The 18,466-nt window shown below is 60.1% G+C and carries 21 protein-coding genes; 9 read left to right on the forward strand and 12 right to left on the reverse strand.

The window, feature by feature from the left end:
* Positions 1 to 4: 4 nt before the first annotated feature.
* Positions 5 to 550, forward strand: a complete 546-nt coding sequence (locus K290_RS0115640) for an NADPH-dependent FMN reductase (RefSeq protein ID WP_028752794.1) — start codon at positions 5 to 7, stop codon at positions 548 to 550.
* Between the two features lie 109 nt (positions 551 to 659).
* Positions 660 to 2,873 carry a bifunctional diguanylate cyclase/phosphodiesterase gene (locus K290_RS0115645; RefSeq protein WP_028752795.1) on the forward strand — a complete coding sequence of 738 codons (2,214 nt, stop codon included), beginning with the start codon at positions 660 to 662 and terminating at the stop codon, positions 2,871 to 2,873.
* Positions 2,874 to 2,969: 96 nt separating this feature from the next.
* On the opposite strand, the gene trhO is transcribed toward K290_RS0115645, so the two are convergent.
* The gene (trhO, locus tag K290_RS0115650) at positions 2,970 to 3,914 is read right to left on the reverse strand and encodes an oxygen-dependent tRNA uridine(34) hydroxylase TrhO (protein ID WP_028752796.1); all 945 of its coding nucleotides are present in this window, start codon (positions 3,912 to 3,914) and stop codon (positions 2,970 to 2,972) included.
* 167 nt (positions 3,915 to 4,081) lie between these two features.
* On the opposite strand from trhO, the gene K290_RS0115655 reads away from it, so the two are divergent.
* Positions 4,082 to 4,546 (forward strand): GNAT family N-acetyltransferase, encoded by a 465-nt coding sequence (locus tag K290_RS0115655; RefSeq protein WP_028752797.1) that lies wholly within the window; start codon positions 4,082 to 4,084, stop codon positions 4,544 to 4,546.
* A gap of 69 nt (positions 4,547 to 4,615) precedes the next feature.
* Here the strand turns inward: K290_RS0115655 and K290_RS0115660 are convergent, their stop codons facing one another.
* Both K290_RS0115660 and K290_RS0115665 read right to left on the reverse strand, forming a co-directional pair.
* On the reverse strand, positions 4,616 to 5,524 hold the full coding sequence (locus K290_RS0115660) for a CHAD domain-containing protein (protein WP_028752798.1): 909 nt from the start codon (positions 5,522 to 5,524) through the stop codon (positions 4,616 to 4,618).
* Positions 5,502 to 5,987 (reverse strand): CYTH domain-containing protein, encoded by a 486-nt coding sequence (locus tag K290_RS0115665; RefSeq protein ID WP_028752799.1) that lies wholly within the window; start codon positions 5,985 to 5,987, stop codon positions 5,502 to 5,504. The genes K290_RS0115660 and K290_RS0115665 overlap by 23 nt, the downstream gene beginning before the upstream one ends.
* 160 nt (positions 5,988 to 6,147) lie before the next feature.
* On the opposite strand from K290_RS0115665, the gene K290_RS0115670 reads away from it, so the two are divergent.
* The 3 genes from K290_RS0115670 to K290_RS0115680 all read left to right on the forward strand — a co-directional run bounded on the left by K290_RS0115670 (position 6,148) and on the right by K290_RS0115680 (position 7,990).
* The gene (locus K290_RS0115670) at positions 6,148 to 6,786 is read left to right on the forward strand and encodes a 2-dehydro-3-deoxy-phosphogluconate aldolase (RefSeq protein WP_028752800.1); all 639 of its coding nucleotides are present in this window, start codon (positions 6,148 to 6,150) and stop codon (positions 6,784 to 6,786) included.
* Positions 6,787 to 6,973: 187 nt separating this feature from the next.
* Entirely contained in the window at positions 6,974 to 7,681 is a 708-nt protein-coding gene (locus K290_RS0115675) for a tellurite resistance TerB family protein (RefSeq protein ID WP_028752801.1), read from the forward strand.
* Positions 7,682 to 7,765: 84 nt separating this feature from the next.
* Complete coding sequence (locus tag K290_RS0115680; protein ID WP_037135575.1) at positions 7,766 to 7,990, forward strand: hypothetical protein; 225 nt, start codon at positions 7,766 to 7,768, stop codon at positions 7,988 to 7,990.
* A 13-nt stretch (positions 7,991 to 8,003) separates the two neighbouring features.
* On the opposite strand, the gene K290_RS0115685 is transcribed toward K290_RS0115680, so the two are convergent.
* The 3 genes from K290_RS0115685 to K290_RS0115695 all read right to left on the reverse strand — a co-directional run bounded on the left by K290_RS0115685 (position 8,004) and on the right by K290_RS0115695 (position 10,750).
* The gene (locus K290_RS0115685) at positions 8,004 to 9,116 is read right to left on the reverse strand and encodes a nickel/cobalt transporter (protein ID WP_028752803.1); all 1,113 of its coding nucleotides are present in this window, start codon (positions 9,114 to 9,116) and stop codon (positions 8,004 to 8,006) included.
* Entirely contained in the window at positions 9,110 to 9,766 is a 657-nt protein-coding gene (locus K290_RS0115690; protein ID WP_037135577.1) for a DUF1007 family protein, read from the reverse strand. Before K290_RS0115690 ends, K290_RS0115685 begins: the two co-directional genes overlap by 7 nt.
* A gap of 90 nt (positions 9,767 to 9,856) precedes the next feature.
* The gene (locus K290_RS0115695; protein ID WP_028752805.1) at positions 9,857 to 10,750 is read right to left on the reverse strand and encodes a LysR family transcriptional regulator; all 894 of its coding nucleotides are present in this window, start codon (positions 10,748 to 10,750) and stop codon (positions 9,857 to 9,859) included.
* Positions 10,751 to 11,278: 528 nt separating this feature from the next.
* Between K290_RS0115695 and odc2 the strand changes: the two genes are divergently transcribed.
* Together odc2 and K290_RS0115705 are read left to right on the forward strand one after the other, a co-directional pair.
* The gene (gene odc2, locus K290_RS0115700; RefSeq protein WP_028752806.1) at positions 11,279 to 12,412 is read left to right on the forward strand and encodes an ornithine/lysine decarboxylase; all 1,134 of its coding nucleotides are present in this window, start codon (positions 11,279 to 11,281) and stop codon (positions 12,410 to 12,412) included.
* A gap of 90 nt (positions 12,413 to 12,502) precedes the next feature.
* Positions 12,503 to 13,093, forward strand: coding sequence for a GNAT family N-acetyltransferase (locus K290_RS0115705; protein ID WP_028752807.1), 591 nt, complete (start codon positions 12,503 to 12,505; stop codon positions 13,091 to 13,093).
* A 210-nt stretch (positions 13,094 to 13,303) separates the two neighbouring features.
* Here the strand turns inward: K290_RS0115705 and cysE are convergent, their stop codons facing one another.
* The 6 genes from cysE to K290_RS0115735 all read right to left on the reverse strand — a co-directional run bounded on the left by cysE (position 13,304) and on the right by K290_RS0115735 (position 17,840).
* Positions 13,304 to 14,119: a serine O-acetyltransferase gene (gene cysE / locus K290_RS0115710; protein WP_028752808.1), complete on the reverse strand. Its 816-nt coding sequence runs from the start codon at positions 14,117 to 14,119 to the stop codon at positions 13,304 to 13,306.
* A 16-nt stretch (positions 14,120 to 14,135) separates the two neighbouring features.
* Positions 14,136 to 15,125, reverse strand: coding sequence for a WD40 repeat domain-containing protein (locus K290_RS0115715; RefSeq protein ID WP_028752809.1), 990 nt, complete (start codon positions 15,123 to 15,125; stop codon positions 14,136 to 14,138).
* The gene (locus tag K290_RS0115720; protein WP_028752810.1) at positions 15,125 to 16,222 is read right to left on the reverse strand and encodes a CobW family GTP-binding protein; all 1,098 of its coding nucleotides are present in this window, start codon (positions 16,220 to 16,222) and stop codon (positions 15,125 to 15,127) included. Before K290_RS0115720 ends, K290_RS0115715 begins: the two co-directional genes overlap by 1 nt.
* A 102-nt stretch (positions 16,223 to 16,324) precedes the next feature.
* Complete coding sequence (locus K290_RS0115725; RefSeq protein ID WP_342426198.1) at positions 16,325 to 16,741, reverse strand: type II toxin-antitoxin system VapC family toxin; 417 nt, start codon at positions 16,739 to 16,741, stop codon at positions 16,325 to 16,327.
* Positions 16,716 to 16,976, reverse strand: a complete 261-nt coding sequence (locus K290_RS0115730) for a type II toxin-antitoxin system Phd/YefM family antitoxin (RefSeq protein ID WP_028752812.1) — start codon at positions 16,974 to 16,976, stop codon at positions 16,716 to 16,718. The genes K290_RS0115725 and K290_RS0115730 overlap by 26 nt, the downstream gene beginning before the upstream one ends.
* A 72-nt stretch (positions 16,977 to 17,048) precedes the next feature.
* Positions 17,049 to 17,840 carry a creatininase family protein gene (locus K290_RS0115735; protein ID WP_028752813.1) on the reverse strand — a complete coding sequence of 264 codons (792 nt, stop codon included), beginning with the start codon at positions 17,838 to 17,840 and terminating at the stop codon, positions 17,049 to 17,051.
* 86 nt (positions 17,841 to 17,926) lie between these two features.
* Here K290_RS0115735 and K290_RS0115740 point away from each other — a divergent pair, with 86 nt between their 5' ends.
* The gene (locus K290_RS0115740; RefSeq protein ID WP_028752814.1) at positions 17,927 to 18,439 is read left to right on the forward strand and encodes a MarR family winged helix-turn-helix transcriptional regulator; all 513 of its coding nucleotides are present in this window, start codon (positions 17,927 to 17,929) and stop codon (positions 18,437 to 18,439) included.
* Positions 18,440 to 18,466: the final 27 nt, after the last annotated feature.

Consider the following 18,466-nt stretch of genomic DNA (forward strand, 5'->3'; position numbering starts at 1 on the left):
CATGATCAAGCGCCCGCTCTCCCTTTACGCACTCTGCGGCAGCCAAAGGCAGGCTTCGACCAGCCTTCGGCTGCTGGAAGCCCTGCGGCTGATATCGCCCGACGGAGTTTCCATCGAAATCTGCGACTCGATCGGCAGTCTGCCGATCTTCAATCCGGATCATGAGGGCGACAGGACGCCGCCCGTCGTCGAAGGCTTTGCGGCGAAGATCCGCGATGCGGACGGGCTGATCGTCTCCTGCCCGGAATATGCCCATGGCATTCCCGGCGGGTTCAAGAACGCATTGGATTGGCTGGTGTCGCGCGACGAGGTGCCGTTCAAGCCTCTGATGTTTGCGCATGCCTCGCATCGTGGCGATCTAGTTCTGGAACAACTGACCGAAGTGCTGAAGACAATGTCGCTCCGCATCGTACCGGAGGCTTTTCTGCGGGTGCCGCTCGCCGGCAAGAGCGATGAAGCCCAGGCGACGATCCTGGCGGAAGCACAACGGAATGGCGCATTGCAAGCGGGCCTCGATCGTTTCTTGGAGGCGATCCGCGCATCCGTGTGAACGGCGGCTGCGGTGCTAAAAATACAACCCTTTACTGCAATAATCATAGGTGCGCTTTAACCGTTTCTTGAAGACCTGACGGCAGACTTCCCCGCCAAGGAGAAGTGCGTTGGGAGCAGTTTTCGGGTCATTCCGGCGGAATACGCAATTCGGTCGTCATTCAATCGTGACGGCCGTTTTGTTTTCGTTCGCCTTGGTGGTCACCGTCGTTACCTTGATGGTGCTGACGGCGATCGGTCGGGTCGCGGACTATTCCAACAAATTGGACGACGAGCGCTCCTGGGAAACCACCGCCGGTGCGCTGAAAACCTTCGAAGGGCTGCTCGATGCCACGCTGCATGACTATGCCGCGCGCAACGCTGCCGCCAAAAATGTCTATGACGAAAATGATCAGGACTGGATCGCCGGCAACTACGGCGAGATGTCCTCCGACGGCGCCCTGTTCGACATGGCACTGGTGGTCGACGACGACAATAAGCCGATCATTGCCTATCAGGACGGCAAGCCGATGACCGACAGGATCGAGGATGTCTTCGGTCCCTCGCTTTGGGCCTTGGTGGATCAGGTGCGCAAGACGCGGGTCACCGGCGTTCCCGAGGCGAGCGGCTACGTGATGACCAATAAGGGAATTGCCGCCGTTGGTGTGGGGACAATCCGCGAAAACTCTGGCCGTATCCCCGTGCCGGAAGGCAAGCGCCGCTATCTGATCTTCGTCCGACATCTCGATGCGGCCAAGATCAAAATGCTTTCCACTACTTACGTTATCAGCGGTCTCAAGCTGGTGCCGCCCGAAACGGCTGCGCGTTATGCCGTTTCGATCGTCGACCCGCTCGGCAAGCCGCTCGGACGGTTGGTCTGGACTTCGCGCGGTCCCGGTGACGTAAGCTATCAGCAGGCCAGCCCACTGGTGCTCGGTGCGCTCGGCCTGGTCGGCATGTTTTTCGTCGTGTTGCTGATCCTGGGGTCGCTGGCAGGACGCCGGCTGCGGGCGGAAGAGGCGCTGGCGCGGCAGGGCTCGCTCAGAGACCGGCTCAGCGGCCTTCTCAATCGCGAGGGCCTTCGTCTCGATGTCGACCGCTTGGTCGAGAGCGCCCGCGCCGACGGCAGCAATGTGCTGTTGCTCTATCTCGACCTCGACGGCTTCAAGGAGATCAACGACTCCTATGGCCACGGCACCGGCGACCAGTTGATCCGCGCCGTCGCAGCCGGGCTGAATGTGCTTATTCCGCCGAAGGCAATTCTTGCGCGGCTAGGCGGTGATGAATTCGCCGTCGCCTTTCCGACCAAGGAATTGAACGACGCGCCGGCGCTCAGACTTGCCGAGCAGGTGCTGGATTTCTTTGCCGAGCCGCTGGAGATCGGTCGTCGCGTGGTGGTCGTCGGCGCCAGTATCGGCATTGCCAGCTCGCCGGAGGGCCGCATCGGCCGCGAGGAGCTGGTGCGCCGCGCCGATCTTGCCATGTACAAGGCCAAGGAAGCCGGACGTGCCCGTATGGCCTGCTACGAGACGGCGATGGATGCCGATCGCGAGGAGCGCAACGCGCTGGAACTCGATCTGCGCAACGCGATCGAAAAGGAAGAGCTGACGCTCGCCTATCAGCCGCTGGTCGACGCCACGAGCCATGAGATCACCGGCGTGGAGGCTTTGGTCCGCTGGAACAGGCCCGGTTATGGGCCGATTTCGCCCGAAACCTTCATTCCCATTGCCGAAACCAGCGGTTTGATCGAAGCACTCGGGCTGTTCGTGTTGCGTAAGGCCTGCGAGGCGGCGCGGCAATGGCCGGATCTGCGGATTGCCGTCAACGTCTCGCCGGGACAATTCCGCAATCCTGCCTTTGCCGATTATGTCCGACATGTCCTGAACCATACCGAGATCGAAGCCGAACGCGTCACGCTGGAAATCACCGAAGGCTACATTATCCAGAATCCCGAGCGCACCCGCCAGTCGATCGAGCGGCTGAAGCGTCTCGGCGTCAAGGTGGCGCTGGATGATTTCGGCTCGGGCTTCTCCTCGATCGGATATCTCCGGCAATTCGGCTTCGATCGCATCAAGATCGACCGGTCGCTGACCATGGATGTGCTGGAGGATAGCCGCGCCCGCGATATGCTGCAGGCGACGGTGGCTTTGGCGCGTTCGCTCGACATTCCCGTGACGGCGGAAGGCATCGAGACCGAAGAGCAGGGGAACGCCCTGGAGCGCTTCGGTTGCGACGAACTGCAGGGCTATTTCTTCGGCAAACCGTTGCCGGAGGCCGAAATCAGCAAGCGGCTGAAGGCGCAGATGGCCCGCGTGCTCGATGTCGAGCGCGAGGCAGCCGCATAGCGCGGTTCACTGCGTTGAACCGCTCTATGCCATTGTTGTTACGCAATTCCGGACGGAAAACCGCTTCGCACTTTTCCTGAAATTGCTCTAAATTCTTTAGCCGCCAATATGCTCCAGGCCACGTTTGCGGGCGAGCATCACCTGGCGCTGGCGTTCGCGGAAGCGCTTGCGGTCTTCCTCAGTGCGGTCGTGATAGCAATGGCTGCAGGAGACGCCGGCTTCGTAGAAGGGCGAGGTAACCTCTTCTGCGGTGATCGGGTTGCGGCAGGCGTGGCAGAGCTTGTGATTGCCTTCCTTCAGACCATGCTCGACGGAGACGCGTTCGTCGAAGACGAAGCAGGCGCCTTCCCACAGGCTTTCCTCGGCGGGCACTTCCTCGAGATACTTCAGGATCCCGCCCTTGAGGTGATAAACCTGGTCGAAACCCTGCTCCTTCATGAAGGCGGTCGCCTTCTCGCAGCGAATGCCGCCGGTGCAATACATGGCAATCTTCGGCTTGTTGTGCAGGCCCTCGTTCTGGCGCACCCATTCGGGAAATTCGCGGAACGTTTTGGTCTTCGGATCGACCGCGCCCTTGAAGACGCCGATGGCGGTCTCATAGTCATTGCGTGTGTCGATGACGATGGTGTCGGGATCGGAAATCAGCGCATTCCAGTCCTTCGGCGCAACATAGGTGCCGACGATCCTGTTTGGGTCGATATTCTCGACCCCCATGGTGACGATCTCTTTCTTCAGTTTCACCTTCATGCGCACGAAAGGCATTTTCGACGCGCGGCTTTCCTTGTGCTCCAACCGCGAAAATTCCGGCCGGGCGCGCAGAAAAGAGAGAACCGCGCCGATGCCGGTATCGGTGCCGGCAATGGTGCCGTTGATGCCCTCATGGGCAAGCAGCAGCGTGCCCTTGACGCCGCTTGCCTCACAGAGCGCCAGCAGCGGTTCCCGCAAGGCTTCAAAACGCGGGAGGGAAACGAAATGATAGAGGGCGGCAACGAGGAACGCGCCTCCTGCCTCATGCCGTGGGGTAGAAAGGATGTCGGTCATGCCGCGGAAATACAATTTTGCGCGCCGGCAAGCAATCGGGATTCGTATTTTGACGCTGCGCCATCGGGTCACTCCCGCCAGCGGGGAGTTCCTTATTCTGCACTACCCTATAAGAATACGCGCAAAAGCGATCGGTACGTGGCGATGAGGTTGATGTGTCTGACAACATGCTGACGGTAAGACCATATGTCCCGGCGGATGCCGATCTGACCATCGACATATTTCTGACGGCAATCCGGGAGGTGGCGTCGAAGGACTACAACCACGCTCAAATCGATGCCTGGGCCAAGGTGGAAGACAGGGAAGCCTGGGCGAAACGACGGTCAAGCAGGCCAGCCTGGATGGTTCAGCATGGGAATGTGTCAATCGGGTTCGCGGATCTACTGCCCGACGGGCTTCTGGATATGATGTTTGTTCATCCCGATTATCAAGGTATCGGCGCAGCCAGTTTGCTCCTGGCAACGGTCGAGACAGAGGCAAAAAGGCTAGGGCTCAGTCGTATTTTCACAGAGGCGAGCCTTACCGCCAGACCGTTCTTCGAGCGAAGAGGCTTTCGCGTCCTGGCATCGCAGACAGTGGAAAAGCGTGGGCAGATGCTCGAAAATTTCTGGATGGAGAAGTGTCTTTCGTAGGCGGCTGCTGAAAGTTATCGCTGCGACAATCTCTTTCTTTTCGGCCCTGAGCGTGCATGGGCGATTTATTCAATCCCCTGCTTCCAGCCAAAGCCGCTTGATCGTCCGCGCTTCCCGCTTCGGCTCGTCCGCAAAAATCCAGCGGGCTTTGGTCAGCGCTTCATGGCGGGCCGTCTGTTGGCGGGAGATGATTGCCTCCAGCAAGCGGGCGCGGTCGTCGCTGCCGTTGAAGAGATGCGGTTCGCGATCGGTGACCTCGGATAGCATCGACAGGTCGAGATAGCGTCCGAGTATGTCGACCAGTTCCTTGGCTTCGAGCTGTTTTGCGTGCATGGCCGCCGGCCAGATGTCGCGCAGCAGTGCATGGTGCATCCAGCAATCCTGGCTGCGTTTGCGCAACTCGTGAAACTGGTCGATATGGCCTTGGGCGTGGCATTCGGAGAGCGCCTTCGTCGCCTTGCAGCCTACCTTGCGCCAGCTCTTTTGGAAGATTCGCGCGGTCGCGCGCCGGCCGCTGTCGAAGGAGGTGGCATTCAGCGCGTCCAATGCTTCGCGGCAGGTAGCGACCGCTTTTTCCGCCTTCTCTTCGAGATCGGTTTCTTCCGCCGATAACCGATCGCGCCGGGCCGTGAGCACATCGATGACCCGGGCGAGCGCTTGGGCCTCGTCCTCGGATGTCGCCGTTTCCTGCAGATAGCGGCCGGCCTCGATCAAGGCGGTGGCGTCGCGAACGCTGGAGAGCGTTCGCGCCATCTCGCGCAGCCTGTCGTTTTCCTGTTGCTGGAACTCCGGTGCTCGCCGGGCGACCAGCCGATAGAGCGCGCGTGCGCGTTTGATATGCTTGCGTGCAGTATGCACCGCCTCATGCAATCCCTCCGGCCGGTCGGTGAGAGCCGCAATAACCTTACCGAGCTGCTGCGCGGCGGCGGCTTGCACCTCGTCATCAAAGGCCTTGTCAGGCCGAATGCGATAACTCATCGTATTCCTGTTCGAATTGCGTCGCGAGGGCCTGGTTGGAATAGCGGTATTCGCCGGTCACTTCGCGGCCGACCCAGTCCGGCAATTCCGGATCGTCGCTTTCATCCTCCATTTCGACCTCGGCGATTACCAGACCGCGATGCACGCCACGAAAGACGTCGACTTCCCAGACGAAGCCCTTATAGGGGACCTTGTGGCGAATCTTTTCTATGACGAGACCGATGGCATTGCCGAGCAGCTCTTCAGCATCGGCGACGGGGATTTCATATTCGAATTCATCCCGCGTCATCGCCCTGCCGATCTTCATCGTCAGGGTCGCGACCGTGTGGTTCGTCAGGCGAACGCGAACGGAACGGTCGTCCATGGAGGCGACATAGGCCTGCCGTAAGATGAGTTTCTCGGAAACGAGGTCGCGCCAATGATCCCCCCGGACCAGAAACTTTCGCTCGATCTCTTTTGCCATATGCCCGACATGCTCCGCCAGCATCATATCGAGGTAGACTAACGGAAGTTTTTGGCATTTCCTACCCGTCATGTTCAAACTTAGCTTTTGTCTCGACAAGGACCCTCCGGAAGGCTATTCCGAGACCGGATTTCAATCGTTTTAAGGGAGAACGCCGATCATGGGCGAGAAAACCGAAAAGCTTCTTTCCATCCTGAAATTGCAGCCCGTCGTCCCCGTCCTCATCGTCGAAGATGCGAAGTCGGCCGTGCCGCTCGCCCGCGCGCTCGTTGCCGGCGGCTTGAAGGCTATCGAGATCACGTTGCGGACTGCCGGCGCGCTCGATGCCGTCCGCGCTGTGGCCGAGGAAGTCGAAGGCGCCGAAGTCGGTGCCGGCACCATCCTGAATGTCGCGCAATGGGAGGCGGCCGTTCAGGCCGGCTCCAAATTCATCGTCAGCCCCGGCACGACGCAGGAGCTGCTGGACGTTGCCCGCACCTCCGACGTGCCGCTGCTGCCGGGTGCGGCGACGGCGAGCGAGGTCATGGCGCTACGCGAGGAAGGCTACAAGGTGCTGAAGTTCTTCCCGGCCGAGCAGGCTGGCGGCGCTACCTATCTGAAGGCGCTGTCCTCGCCGCTGGCAGGCACGCTGTTCTGCCCGACCGGCGGCATTTCGCTGAAGAATGCCCATGAGTACCTGTCGCTGCCGAACGTCATCTGTGTCGGCGGCTCCTGGGTTGCGCCGAAGGAACTGGTCGCGGCCGGCGATTGGGCTGGGATCACCAAGCTCGCCGCCGAAGCCGCTGCACTGAAGGGCTGAGCCTTCCGGAAGATCGATCAAAGGGCGTGCATGGCCTCATGCGCGCCCTTTTTGCTTTTCAGCGGATTTGTATTTGCGGTCCCACCTTCCTATCTCCCTCTCGCAATCTTGTTTGCGCATGATCTCGCCCAAAAAACGCTGCGTACGTTTTGGGATCATGCTTCACAAAGGACGGAGGACCATCGACATGATCGACGCCCGCAAGCTTCTGGATCAGTTCCTCGGATCGCAAGTTCCGGGAATGCAGGGAAGCGTAAGAGACAAGGCGAGCGAGGCCATCAATCTCGCCAGAGACAACCCGCTGGCGACCAGCGCTATCGCCGGCGTGCTGCTGGGCACGAAGACAGGCCGCGACATTGCGGGCAACGTACTGACGCTTGGCGGTCTCGCCGCTATCGCCGGGCTCGGCTACCAGGCCTACAAGAACTATCAGGCCGGCAATACACCGCAGACGACGCCGCAGCCCGCCTCGCAGGCGGAACCGCAATTTCTGCCACCGCCTACCAATTCCGGCTTCAGCACTGCGCCGGCGATTGCCAGTAATGATTTCGCGCTTTCCCTCGTCCGCGCCATGATCGCAGCAGCCCGTGCCGATGGGCATATCGATGATGCGGAGCGGCAGCATATCCTTGGCAAGGTGCAGGAGGCGGGCGTCGATGCGGAAGCGCAGGCCTTTTTCGAGCGCGAGCTTTCCAATCCCGTCGATCTCGACGCCATCATCGCGTCGGCGCAAACGGAAGAGCAGCGCGTGCAGGTCTACACCGCCTCCCGCCTGGCGATCGAGCCGGATTCGCGGGCAGAACGCGGTTATCTCGATCTTCTCGCCGGCCGGCTTGGTCTAGCCGATGCGCTGGTCGACCATATCGAGGCAACGGTTGCGAGCGCCAAGGTCTGACTATCGTCCAGAAAAGGGCCGGTTGCGTTTCGCGGGCGGCCGGCCTAAGCCTTCGCCGGACAATGAGTAGTGGTGCGCGAAGGAATGCCCATCTTGACGGATAAAAACAGCGAAACCCGCTCCACTGCGATCGCCGCCGCCATCATCCTGCTGGCCGCGATGGTGCTGTTGTACCTGATGCCCGATGTGATCGTTTGGCTCGGCAATGTTTCGCCGTGGCTCGGCACCGGTTTCGGCGTTCTCGTCATCCTGGCCTTCTTCCTGGTCTTCTGGCTGAGAGCCCGCTACCAGCGGCGCAAGGGCCGATAATCCACCGACCGGGTCAGGTCTGCAGCGACGCGCCGAGCAGCACGATGCCGGTGCAGATGACCAGCAGCGCGCCCAGAATTTCTATGCCATTGCTGACCCACATCGACAGTCGCGAGCCGCGGCCCGTGAAGTGCACGGCCGTTCCCTTGGCGAAGACGGCGATCGTGGCGAGCAGCGACACCGTCAGCGCCGTCCCGACAGACATGGCAACGACGGACAGCAGGCCGCCGAGATAGAGCCCATTCAGCATAGAGAAAGTCATGACGAGCAGAGCGCCCGAGCAGGGGCGCAGGCCGACGGTGATGATCGCCGACCAGGCTTCTCGGACGCTGAATTTCTCGTTCGACAGCATTTTCGGGTCGGGCAGGTGTGAATGGCCGCAGCTCTCGCAGACCATGCCATTGGCCGCATCGTGGGTCGGATCGTCGCAATTATACCGGTTGCCCTCCGGTGGCGTGGTGCGGACGTGGGAGAGCCTTTGAACGGGAGCCGTGTCGTTCGAGGCGTCTTCGAACAGCGAGATGCCGATCGGACCGGCCGATGTCGCGAGCTGCACTTCCCGGCATTGCGGCCGGCTCCGGATCATCGAGCGCAATTTTCGAAACAGTAGCCAGCTTCCGAAGATGATCACCATGACGAAGCTAGTGATCTCCATCGCATTGGTGGCCATCGTCATGGTGATGCCCGAGCCGCGCAGGGCGAAATAAGCGGCACCGACGACGAGAACGGCAACCAGACCCTGGATGAAGGCAGAGATGAACGAAATGACGATGCCGCGCTTCAGCTCGATCTCATTGGCCACCATGTAGGACGAGATCACGGCCTTGCCGTGGCCGGGGCCGGCGGCATGGAAGATGCCGTAGGCGAAGGAAAGGCCGATCAGCGTCCAGAGCTGCCAGGGATCCCTGCGCATGGCCTCGATGGATTTGGTAAGCGCCCGATAGAAGGCCTGCTGCTCGTAGTTCACATAGAGGAAGATCGGCGCCAGAGGCCCGCCGACCGGCTGGAAGCTCGGCTCCGCAGTGCCGATGCCGAGCGGCGATCCGGTGGCGTGGGCAAGGCTTGCCGCCCCCAGAAGAGCGAGAGCCACTGCCGGAAGCAGCTTCGCTATGCGGAACGTCAGCATTGAACGTCCATCCGCGTTGCAAAAAGCTTCGACATGGTCGTTCCCGTCGGATCGTTGAAGAAGGCATCCGTCAATGTCGATTTGTTTTCGGCGATGACCTCGTCCGGATTGGGGCGCACGACCTTCTGCGTGCAGCTTTTGAAGGCATCACCCTCCGTTACCAGCTCATTGTCGCTGGGGAAATCGATCGAGGTGTAGAGTGTCGGATCGTAAATGCCGAAGCTCAGCTTGTTGCCTTTCAGCGGCATCGGCTCGGACGGTTTGACGGCGAAGAACATCAGGAGCTGGCCGTCCCTGTAGTCGACATTGATGACGTCCGGCTTGTTGACCTTGATGGCTTTGCCGTTGAACGTCAGATTTGTGTAGTAGTCATAGTCGGCCAGCGAGTCGCGGACGGTTTTTCCGACCTCCTTCAGCTCGTCGGGATCGAGCTTCAGATTGGTGTTCTTGTCGAAATCCATCAGCACCGAGGAGGAGAAGACCTCGTCGAAGCGCCAGACATTGCGCAGTTCCTGCACGTTACCGTCCGAGCCCGCGAGTACTTCCAGGCGGGCCTCCACGAAGATATGCGGATGCGCGGATGCTGCGGCCGGCACAAGCAACAGGCCGCCGATCAGGGCAATGGCATAGGCGGTCGTGAATATTCTCATGCGTCCGATGTGTTTCGTGAGCATTGATTCACTGCGTTTTCTGGTGAGCAAATAAGACGGAATTGGGACCGGCCGGCGGGGCTGAAATGCTCAGCCGTGCTTGCGGAACCAGTTATGCAGATAGTCGACGAAGATGCGGACCTTGGCCGGAAGATAGCGGCGGTGCGGATAAACAGCGTAAATGCCGCGGTCGGTCGGCATGTAATCGTTGAACAGCGTCAGCAACTCTCCGCTCTCGATTGCTTTGCGGCCGATAAAGTCTGGAATCACGGCGACACCGAGTCCGGACAAAGCGCCGCGTAGCGTAGCGTGCGGGCTATTGACTTCGACGGGGCCGCTGATCGCGACATTGAATGTGGTGTTGTCAGGATTGAAGAAGCGGATGCTGTTCTGCGAACGGTTATTGGTATCGATGATGAAGGGTACGCTCGCCAGATCGTTGGGATGCTCCAATGTCGGATAGCGATCGAGAAATTCTTTGGTCGCGCAGATGTGAACCCGGAAATCCGAGATCTTGCGGGCAATCATGCCGGAATCCTCGAGCTTGGTGACGCGTACGGCGACATCGAAGCCTTCCTCGATCAGGTCGACGAATCGGTCGTCGGCCGAGATCTCCAGCGCGAGGTCAGGATTTTCCTTGGCGAAGTCGATTAGCGATTGTCCGACGTCGGCGTCGACGAAGGTACGCGGGACGGATACGCGCAGGCGGCCCTTGAGCTGCTGATTGCTCTCGCGCACGAGATCGGCGAGGTTGTCGATTTCCTTCAATATGTCGGAAGCCGTGCGATAATAGGTGTGGCCCGCCTCGGTCATCGAGAATTGCCGGGTCGTGCGATTGAGCAGGAGAGCACCGAGCTCATCCTCGAGTTCTCGGACATATTTGGAAAGCAGCGCCTTGGAGCGTCCGGTCTTGCGCGCCGCCGCTGAAAAGCCTTCGGCTTCGACCACGTCGATGAAGGCGCGAATCCGGGTCAAAGTGTCCATGGCGAAGCCCTCGTTAACTGTCGCAAGTTATTGAACAAAATGCGCCGATTTGTTCAATAATTTTTTCGGGCATAGGCGAAAAAAATTCTTGATTATGTCGGCGAATATTCTTATTTCGGGTTCAGCCCAAAGTCGCACGTGCCCGTGGGTGTCCGCCGATCCTCGATGTGGTGAGAAAATCGGTAAGGTACCTGGAATTAACCCCTCCAGTCGCTATTCCGGCCAACCGGAAAATGCGAGGACATCTGAAGCAACGACGGTGCGGGCCTTTTTGTTCTCTCCCGGCTTTCCATCAGCCGGGGTTACTGAAGAGGCACACCTTCATTGCCGGAAGTGCGGTTGGGATTATCCCTCCAATCCATGGCAGACAAAGCGAATTAGCGCCGCTTGCGGCACTCGTTCACCATCCGCGCTTCGCGCATTTGCACGGTTCCGGGGTCTCCACCGGCTGGTACCTAAGCGAATGAGCGTCGCCCTTTGTCCTCTGGGTCTTTCTCCCGGAGCTTTTGGAATTGAAAGGGATTTGACATGACCACGCAACGTATTCGCGACTTCCTCGCTACCCGACGTCCGGACGGTCCGTGCCTGGTGGTTGATCTCGACGTCGTCCGCGACAATTTTCATGCCTTCCGTCATGCCATGCCCGACAGCGCCATCTATTATGCCGTCAAGGCCAACCCGGCTCCGGAAGTTCTGCGCCTGCTCGCAAGCCTCGGCTCCAACTTCGATTGCGCGTCCGTCGCCGAAATCGAAATGGCGCTCGATGCCGGTGCGACGGCTGCCCGCATCTCCTTCGGCAACACGATCAAGAAGGAGCGCGATATCGCCCGTGCGCATGCACTCGGTATCAACCTCTTCGCCGTCGACAGCCATGAGGAAGTCGAGAAGATTTCCCGCGCCGCTCCCGGCGCTCGCGTATTCTGCCGTGTCCTGACTGACGGCGAAGGCGCCGAATGGCCGCTGTCGCGCAAGTTCGGCTGCGTCCCACAGATGGCCGTCGACGTTCTCGTCTATGCCCATCAGCTCGGTCTGCAGTCCTACGGCGTGTCGTTCCACGTCGGCTCGCAGATGACCAAGGTCGATGCCTGGGATGCGGCTCTTGCCGATGCCAAGCGCGTCTTCGTCTCGCTCGCCAAGCAGGGCATCCACCTGCAGATGGTGAACATGGGCGGCGGTTTCCCGACTAAGTACCTGCGCGACGTTCCGTCGGCGGAAGCCTACGGCAAGGCGATCTTTGCGGCTCTGCGTGCCCATTTCGGTAACCAGATCCCACACACGATCATCGAGCCGGGTCGCGGCATGGTCGGCAATGCCGGCGTGATCAAGGCTGAAGTCGTCCTGATTTCCAAGAAGTCGGACAACGATGCCGCTCGCTGGGTCTTCCTCGACATCGGCAAGTTCGGCGGTCTCGCTGAAACCATGGACGAAGCGATCCGCTACCCGATCCGCACCGAGCGGGACGCCGACGACATGGAGCCCTGCGTCATTGCCGGCCCGACCTGCGATTCGGCCGACGTGCTCTATGAGAAGAACCTCTATCCGCTGCCGGTGACGCTCACCATCGGCGACGAGGTCCTGATCGAAGGCACCGGCGCCTACACGACGACCTACTCGGCTGTCGCATTCAACGGTTTCGATCCGCTGAAGACCTACATCATTTAAGATTCAATGCTGGCCCGTAATCAGCCGGGGCGGCACACTCACAATTCCCTTTAGCACCGCTGATAACGGTATTGGGCACGGGAGGCCGAGATGGCCGCTGTTCTTAATTCTGTCCGCGCATTCTTTGCGCCTTCCACTTTCACCCTCGACCTGGAAAATGCAGGCGATGTCGTTGCGCGCGAAAATCTGCTGGATCGCGCCATGGGCGCCGAGCGCCGCAAGAAGTCGTCCGAAAAGCTCCGCCGCGGCCGTGTTCCGGCCGAAGGCCTGGCGCTCGTCGCCCGCGATCGTGCCGGCCATGTCATTGGCACGGTACGTTTGTGGAACGTCGAAGCCGGCGTAGATCGCGATACCCGGCCGGTCGATGCGCTGCTGCTCGGCCCGCTGGCCGTCGATCCCGCCTATGAAGGCAAGGGTATGGGCTCGGCGCTGATGCGCGCCGCCATCCTGGAAGCCAAGAAGCGCGGTCATGGTGCGATCCTGCTCGTTGGCGATGCGCCATACTACGAGCGTTTCGGCTTCTTTGCTGCAAAGACCCGCCATCTTGTGATGCCTGGGCCATTCCAGCGCGAGCGTTTCCTTGCTCTCGAGCTCAAGGAAGGCTGGCTCGACGGCGCCGCCGGCATGATCGTCGCCAGCGGCCGCAAGCTCGCACAACCGCCAATCGCCAAGGCTGCGTAAAAAGCAGGAACTGTTGGCGAATATGAGGAGCTTCCTGGCGCAGCCGGGTTAAGACCTGCTTATGGGCTTTGCCCAGCCCCAATAAGGGGTAGTCGTGCGGGCTCTACTTTTGCCGTGATAAAGAGCTTGCTCCGCCTCATCCTCAGGTGCATAGCCCACAGGCCGGAGCCTCGAAGGGCGAGGCGGCCACAGTCGTTTACGAGGCCAAAACTAGATGTTCTGATCCATCGTTTCAGCCGGAATCTCGTCGGCGCGGTGGATGCGGACGACGGTGGCGGGAACGCCGGCGACGGTGCAGTGGGCCGGGACCGGCTTCACGACGACGCTGCCGGCCGCGACCTTGCTGAAGGCGCCGACTTCGATGTTGCCGAGGATTTTTGCGCCGGCGCCGATCATCACGCCATGGCGGATCTTCGGATGCCGGTCGCCGGTTTCCTTGCCGGTGCCGCCGAGTGTGACATTCTGCAGGATCGAGACTTCATCCTCGATGACGGCAGTCTCGCCGATGACGATACCGGATCCGTGATCGAGCATGATGGACGAGCCGATCCTTGCCGCCGGATGAATATCCGGGCCGAAGACGAGCGAGGCCAGGTTGGAAAGCCAACTGGCAATTTCCGGCCGGCCTTCCATCCAGAGCGCGTGGGCGATGCGGTGGGTCTGCAGGGCGTGGAAGCCCTTGAGGTTCAGGAGCGCATGCAGATAGGTCGTGCAGGCGGGATCGCGGGTGCGGACGGCAACGAGGTCGGCCTCGGTCGCCTGGAGGATCGTGATGTGCCGGGTGAGCACATCATGGAACAGGGCGAAGAGATCGCCGGTTTCGATCTTTGCGACGGAAAGCCGAGCGACCAGCACATTGGCAAGTCTTTCGGCATCCGATTGCGCCGTGATGATCTGCGCCGCGAGCAGCGGGCGCAGGGTCGGTTCGCGGCCGGCGAGATCGACGGCCTCGCGGCGGATCACGTCCCAGACGCTGCCGGCTGGGGCCGGGGAATGTCGGGCGATTGCCGTTCCTGTCTGGGACATGGGCCTATCTTTCTCGTCAAGCAGAAACGTCAACCACGCCGCAATCGCCGGCCTCGGAGGCAAAGGCGAGCAGCTTGGCGGATTTGCTCCAGCTCATCGAGGTGATGGCACCTTTGCCAGGACGGCGCAAGAGCGCTTCCTTGGAGTCGCCAATGCGCACCGCCAGGATCATGCCGTCAATGAAGCCGATCGCCAAGATATCTTCCACCGGATGAAACTTGACGGAGGTCGCCATGATGTTGCCGCGGGTGCCGAGTTCCAGCGGCGCCTTGCCCATCGGGCCATCCTTGCCCTGAAACGGCCAGACGATCGCCGCCGGTGCGCCGGAAGAGGCAAGCCACTTGCCCTTGTTGGACCAGGAGAGCGATTTCACCTTGGCGGGATATCCCGTCATACGCATATGCCTGGCCTCGGCGCCGGGCTTTGAGTCCATCTTCCAGCCGTGCAGCGCGTTTTCCTGCATGGTGGTGACGACGAACTGACCGTCGGGAGAGAAGGTCACGCCGGTATGGGCGCCCTTCCATTCCAGATTGACCGGCTGCGCGGCCATGCCGACCCAATGCAGCGACACGCCGTTATAGCGCGCGACCGCGATGCGCAGGCCCTTCGGCGCAAACGCGATGCCTTCGACGGTGCGCTCCTCGGCATATTCCTTGACCGAGCCGTCTGCCAGCCGCACGAAGCTGCTTTTCCCGTAGGCATAGGCTACCGCGCCCTGCGGGCCGGCGGCGACCTGGGTGATCCATTTGCGCGGGGCTTCGGCAAGCACGGTAACGCCACCGTCAGCGGCAATCCGGAGAACCTTGCCGTCCTCGCCGCCGGAAATCAGGCTGTCGCTGTGGGGATCGCGAATGCAGGTGAGCATGCCCTGATGGGCTTCCGTCACCTTCTCGCCGCCTTCCAGGTGATGGATCGCGCCGGCGGCGCTGGCGAAGAAGGGGGTATCACCTAAAAATTCGACGGCCAGAACGTGGCCGTCGATATCAAGCGGAGCAACAGTCGGCATCAGGCGGCCGCCTCGCAGGCCTTGAAGCTATTTTCCAGCTTTTCGCGGTCGAGTTCGCGGCCGATGAAAACCAGGCGGCTCTCATGCTTTTCGCCGTCTTTCCACGGACGCTGATGATCGCCTTCGATGATCATGTGCACGCCCTGAACGACATAGCGCTCGGCGTCGCCCTTGAAGGCGATGATTCCCTTGAGGCGCAGAATGTTCGGGCCATCCGTCTGCGTGACCTTCTGGATCCAAGGGAAGAAACGCTCCGGATTCATCTCGCCGCCGCGGAGCGACACCGACTGCACTGTCACATCGTGAATCGGCGATGGGGCGTGGTGATGGTGGTCGTGATCATGATCATGGTGGTGATGATCGTGATCGTGGTCGTGATGGTGGTGGTCATGGTCGTGATGATCGCAATCCGGGCCGCAGACATGATCGTCATGGCCGTGCTCGAGGAAATGCGGATCGTTTTCCAGCGCACGCTCAAGGTTGAAGGCGCCCTGGTTTAGAACGCGGGCGAGATCGACGCCGGAGCGAGTGGTCTTGTAGACGCGCGCGGCCGGGTTGATGGCGCGGACAATGTCTTCGATCTGAGCTAGCTCTTCTGCAGAGACAAGGTCGGACTTGTTGATGACGACGACGTCGGCAAAGGCGATCTGGTCTTCCGCCTCGCGGCTATCCTTCAGGCGCAGCGGCAGATGCTTGGCATCGACAAGCGCCACGACGGCGTCGAGTTCGGTCTTGGCGCGCACATCGTCATCCATGAAGAAGGTCTGAGCGACGGGAACCGGATCGGCAAGGCCGGTGGTCTCGACGATGATGCCGTCGAAACGGCCGGGACGACGCATCAGGCCCTCGACTACGCGGATCAGGTCGCCGCGCACCGTGCAGCAGACGCAGCCATTGTTCATCTCGTAGATTTCCTCGTCGGATTCCACGATCAGGTCATTGTCGATGCCGATTTCGCCGAACTCATTGACGATGACGGCGTATTTCTTGCCGTGGTTTTCGGAGAGGATACGGTTCAGCAGCGTCGTCTTGCCGGCGCCGAGATAGCCGGTCAGGACGGTGACGGGAATGGGCTTCTGCGTGGCTGTTTCGGTCATGGGAGCCTCGAAATATGGGAGTTTGCCCGGATAGCGGAAAGTGATCGGGTTCCATATAAGGAGTTGGCGGCGTCAGTTCAAAGGCTTTTGTATGTTATAAGATCACATTAGGTTTGGGGCGGCGGGCTCGATGTCGGTCTGGGAGAAATCATTTCCGACGAAGAGAAGAGGGCAACCATATTCCTTGGCGGTCGCATAGGCGAAACAATCGCCGTAGTTCAGCGTGGCCGGGTGGATGCCCTTACCCCAGACACTGTAGGCTTGGGCTGTAAGTCGGGCGCGTTCCGGAGTGACTGGAATAATTTCGACGCTGAACACTTGGAGCAGATCATCCATGTCTCTTCTGAGGCCACGCATCGTTGCGACGATCAGGGCCTCAGCGTATGTGCCAGCAGAGATGATAATTCGATCCTGGCTTCGCATCACTGCATGGCACTGCTTAGCAGCTTGTTCGTCTTGCACTAACGCCATCAAGGCGAAGTATCGATAACGATCACTTCGGCAGACCGTATTCATCATAAAGGAAATCTTGGCTACGAGCCGCATCAGGGCCTGGTGAAAGATTTTTTTCCTTCACCCCTCGTTGAATCTTTTTTACGGCCTCGTCCCTCTCTTCCGGGGTGAGAATCCTACGCATTGGCTGCAAGCGCACTTCGGGATAACCGTTCTGGGTCAAAACGATTTCTTCGCCTTGATTGGCAAGGCGCGACAGCTCAGCCAACTGTCCTGCGGCATCTGCCATGGAAATACGCATGCTCTGTTTCCCGAGGGACAATCAATACTCTGATATTATGGTGTATTCCTCAGTTGCCTACAAGGTCTTGGCCTATTTAAACGCTGCAATCTCAAATTCATCGACATCCTTCAACAACTCCACCAAACCCTTCACGGCATGGGCGATCAACAGCTCGCCCTTCTCCGCCGTCGCGGCTGCCGAATTGCCCGCCACACCCGCTGCGCTCAGATCCGACATTTTCCAGCCAAAAGCGTGCGGTCCATAGGCGCGCAGATGTTTGAAGCGTCTGATGAAATCGGATTGGCGCGAAGGAAAATCCGCAGCCTTGGTCATGTCGACTTTCTCGGGGTAGAGCGCCAGCATGACCGACGTTTCGATATCGCCGCCGTGGATATCGATAATCTTGTCCTCCGGCGCGATCAGCCCTTCCGGCACGCCGAAGCGTGTCCAACTGGTCGCGATGGCGAGCATATTGAAGCGGACACGCGCTTCCGTCGCGACGATGGTCATTAAGGGCGAGTTGCCGCCATGGGCGTTCAGCATGACAAATTTGCGGATCCCGAGACGGTGCATGTGGTCGGCAATGCCAAGCCATCGGTTGACAGCTTCGTCGAAGGCGAGTGTCTTGGTGCCGACGATATCCATATGCTCGATGGAGTAACCGATTGGCTCCGCGGGCAAAAAGGTGACGGGCAAATCGGCAGGCAGCGCCGTCTGCAGGCGAGCGACGATACCTGCCGCAATCAAGGTGTCGGTTTCGAAAGGCAGGTGGGGGCCGTGCTGTTCATGGGCGCCAAGCGGCAGGACGGCAATCCAGTTTGCCCGGTCCGTTGGCGCCAGCGTCCTATCATTGTCATCGAAACGGGGCATAGGCTGTGCCATCTGCGGATGTGCCTCTTGTTTATGTCAATAAGCTGCGCAATGTCATACCGTGATGCTGCAGCGTCGGAAAGATCAACGGAATCACGATGGGTAAGAAGAACAAGGACGGAAAAAAAGGTAAGTCGGGTAAGAAGAAGGACCACGGCGACTACACGCTTGCCGATTTGTCGCTGGCGTTGACGCAGGCGGCACGCTCCATGCGCACGGTTCTGACCCGCAACCTGACGGCAAGCGGCCTTTACGCTGGCCAAGATGGCGTCATCCTCGCCCTGGCGGAAAGCGATGGCTTGCCGGCGGGGACGCTCGCGCAGAAGCTCGGCGTCAAGGCGCCGACCATGACCCGCACGATTGGGCGCATGGAAGCGCAGGGCTTCGTCGAGCGGCGACCCGATGCAGGGGATGCCCGGTTGACAAAAGTCTATCTGACCGAGGCCGGACGCAACAGCGTCACGGAGATCACAAGCTCGGCGGCGGCTTGCGACGAGCTCGCCACCCGCGGTTTTTCGGAGAAGGATATCCGTTCGCTCGTGCGCCTGTTGAAGGCGATCGACGGCAACCTTCAGGCCGGCGACCATAGTGAAGATGATGGGGAATTCTGAGAATCCTTGAGGATTCGAGTTGCGCGG

It is taken from the genome of Rhizobium leucaenae USDA 9039, assembly GCF_000426285.1.
Classification (GTDB): domain Bacteria; phylum Pseudomonadota; class Alphaproteobacteria; order Rhizobiales; family Rhizobiaceae; genus Rhizobium; species Rhizobium leucaenae.

Bases quoted from the DNA above. Each gene is read 5' to 3' on its own strand.
- K290_RS0115660 (WP_028752798.1), bottom strand. From the start codon at position 5,524: ATGAGTTATCGCATTCGGCCTGACAAGGCCTTTGATGACGAGGTGCAA.
- K290_RS0115680 (WP_037135575.1), top strand. From the start codon at position 7,766: ATGCCCATCTTGACGGATAAAAACAGCGAAACCCGCTCCACTGCGATC.
- K290_RS0115730 (WP_028752812.1), bottom strand. From the start codon at position 16,976: ATGCGTATTTCCATGGCAGATGCCGCAGGACAGTTGGCTGAGCTGTCG.
- K290_RS0115655 (WP_028752797.1), top strand. From the start codon at position 4,082: ATGCTGACGGTAAGACCATATGTCCCGGCGGATGCCGATCTGACCATC.
- K290_RS0115670 (WP_028752800.1), top strand. From the start codon at position 6,148: ATGGGCGAGAAAACCGAAAAGCTTCTTTCCATCCTGAAATTGCAGCCC.
- odc2 (WP_028752806.1), top strand. From the start codon at position 11,279: ATGACCACGCAACGTATTCGCGACTTCCTCGCTACCCGACGTCCGGAC.
- K290_RS0115735 (WP_028752813.1), bottom strand. From the start codon at position 17,840: ATGGCACAGCCTATGCCCCGTTTCGATGACAATGATAGGACGCTGGCG.
- K290_RS0115695 (WP_028752805.1), bottom strand. From the start codon at position 10,750: ATGGACACTTTGACCCGGATTCGCGCCTTCATCGACGTGGTCGAAGCC.
- K290_RS0115685 (WP_028752803.1), bottom strand. From the start codon at position 9,116: ATGCTGACGTTCCGCATAGCGAAGCTGCTTCCGGCAGTGGCTCTCGCT.
- K290_RS0115675 (WP_028752801.1), top strand. From the start codon at position 6,974: ATGATCGACGCCCGCAAGCTTCTGGATCAGTTCCTCGGATCGCAAGTT.
- K290_RS0115705 (WP_028752807.1), top strand. From the start codon at position 12,503: ATGGCCGCTGTTCTTAATTCTGTCCGCGCATTCTTTGCGCCTTCCACT.
- K290_RS0115720 (WP_028752810.1), bottom strand. From the start codon at position 16,222: ATGACCGAAACAGCCACGCAGAAGCCCATTCCCGTCACCGTCCTGACC.
- K290_RS0115725 (WP_342426198.1), bottom strand. From the start codon at position 16,741: ATGATGAATACGGTCTGCCGAAGTGATCGTTATCGATACTTCGCCTTG.
- K290_RS0115665 (WP_028752799.1), bottom strand. From the start codon at position 5,987: ATGGCAAAAGAGATCGAGCGAAAGTTTCTGGTCCGGGGGGATCATTGG.
- trhO (WP_028752796.1), bottom strand. From the start codon at position 3,914: ATGACCGACATCCTTTCTACCCCACGGCATGAGGCAGGAGGCGCGTTC.
- K290_RS0115715 (WP_028752809.1), bottom strand. From the start codon at position 15,125: ATGCCGACTGTTGCTCCGCTTGATATCGACGGCCACGTTCTGGCCGTC.
- K290_RS0115740 (WP_028752814.1), top strand. From the start codon at position 17,927: ATGGGTAAGAAGAACAAGGACGGAAAAAAAGGTAAGTCGGGTAAGAAG.
- cysE (WP_028752808.1), bottom strand. From the start codon at position 14,119: ATGTCCCAGACAGGAACGGCAATCGCCCGACATTCCCCGGCCCCAGCC.
- K290_RS0115690 (WP_037135577.1), bottom strand. From the start codon at position 9,766: ATGAGAATATTCACGACCGCCTATGCCATTGCCCTGATCGGCGGCCTG.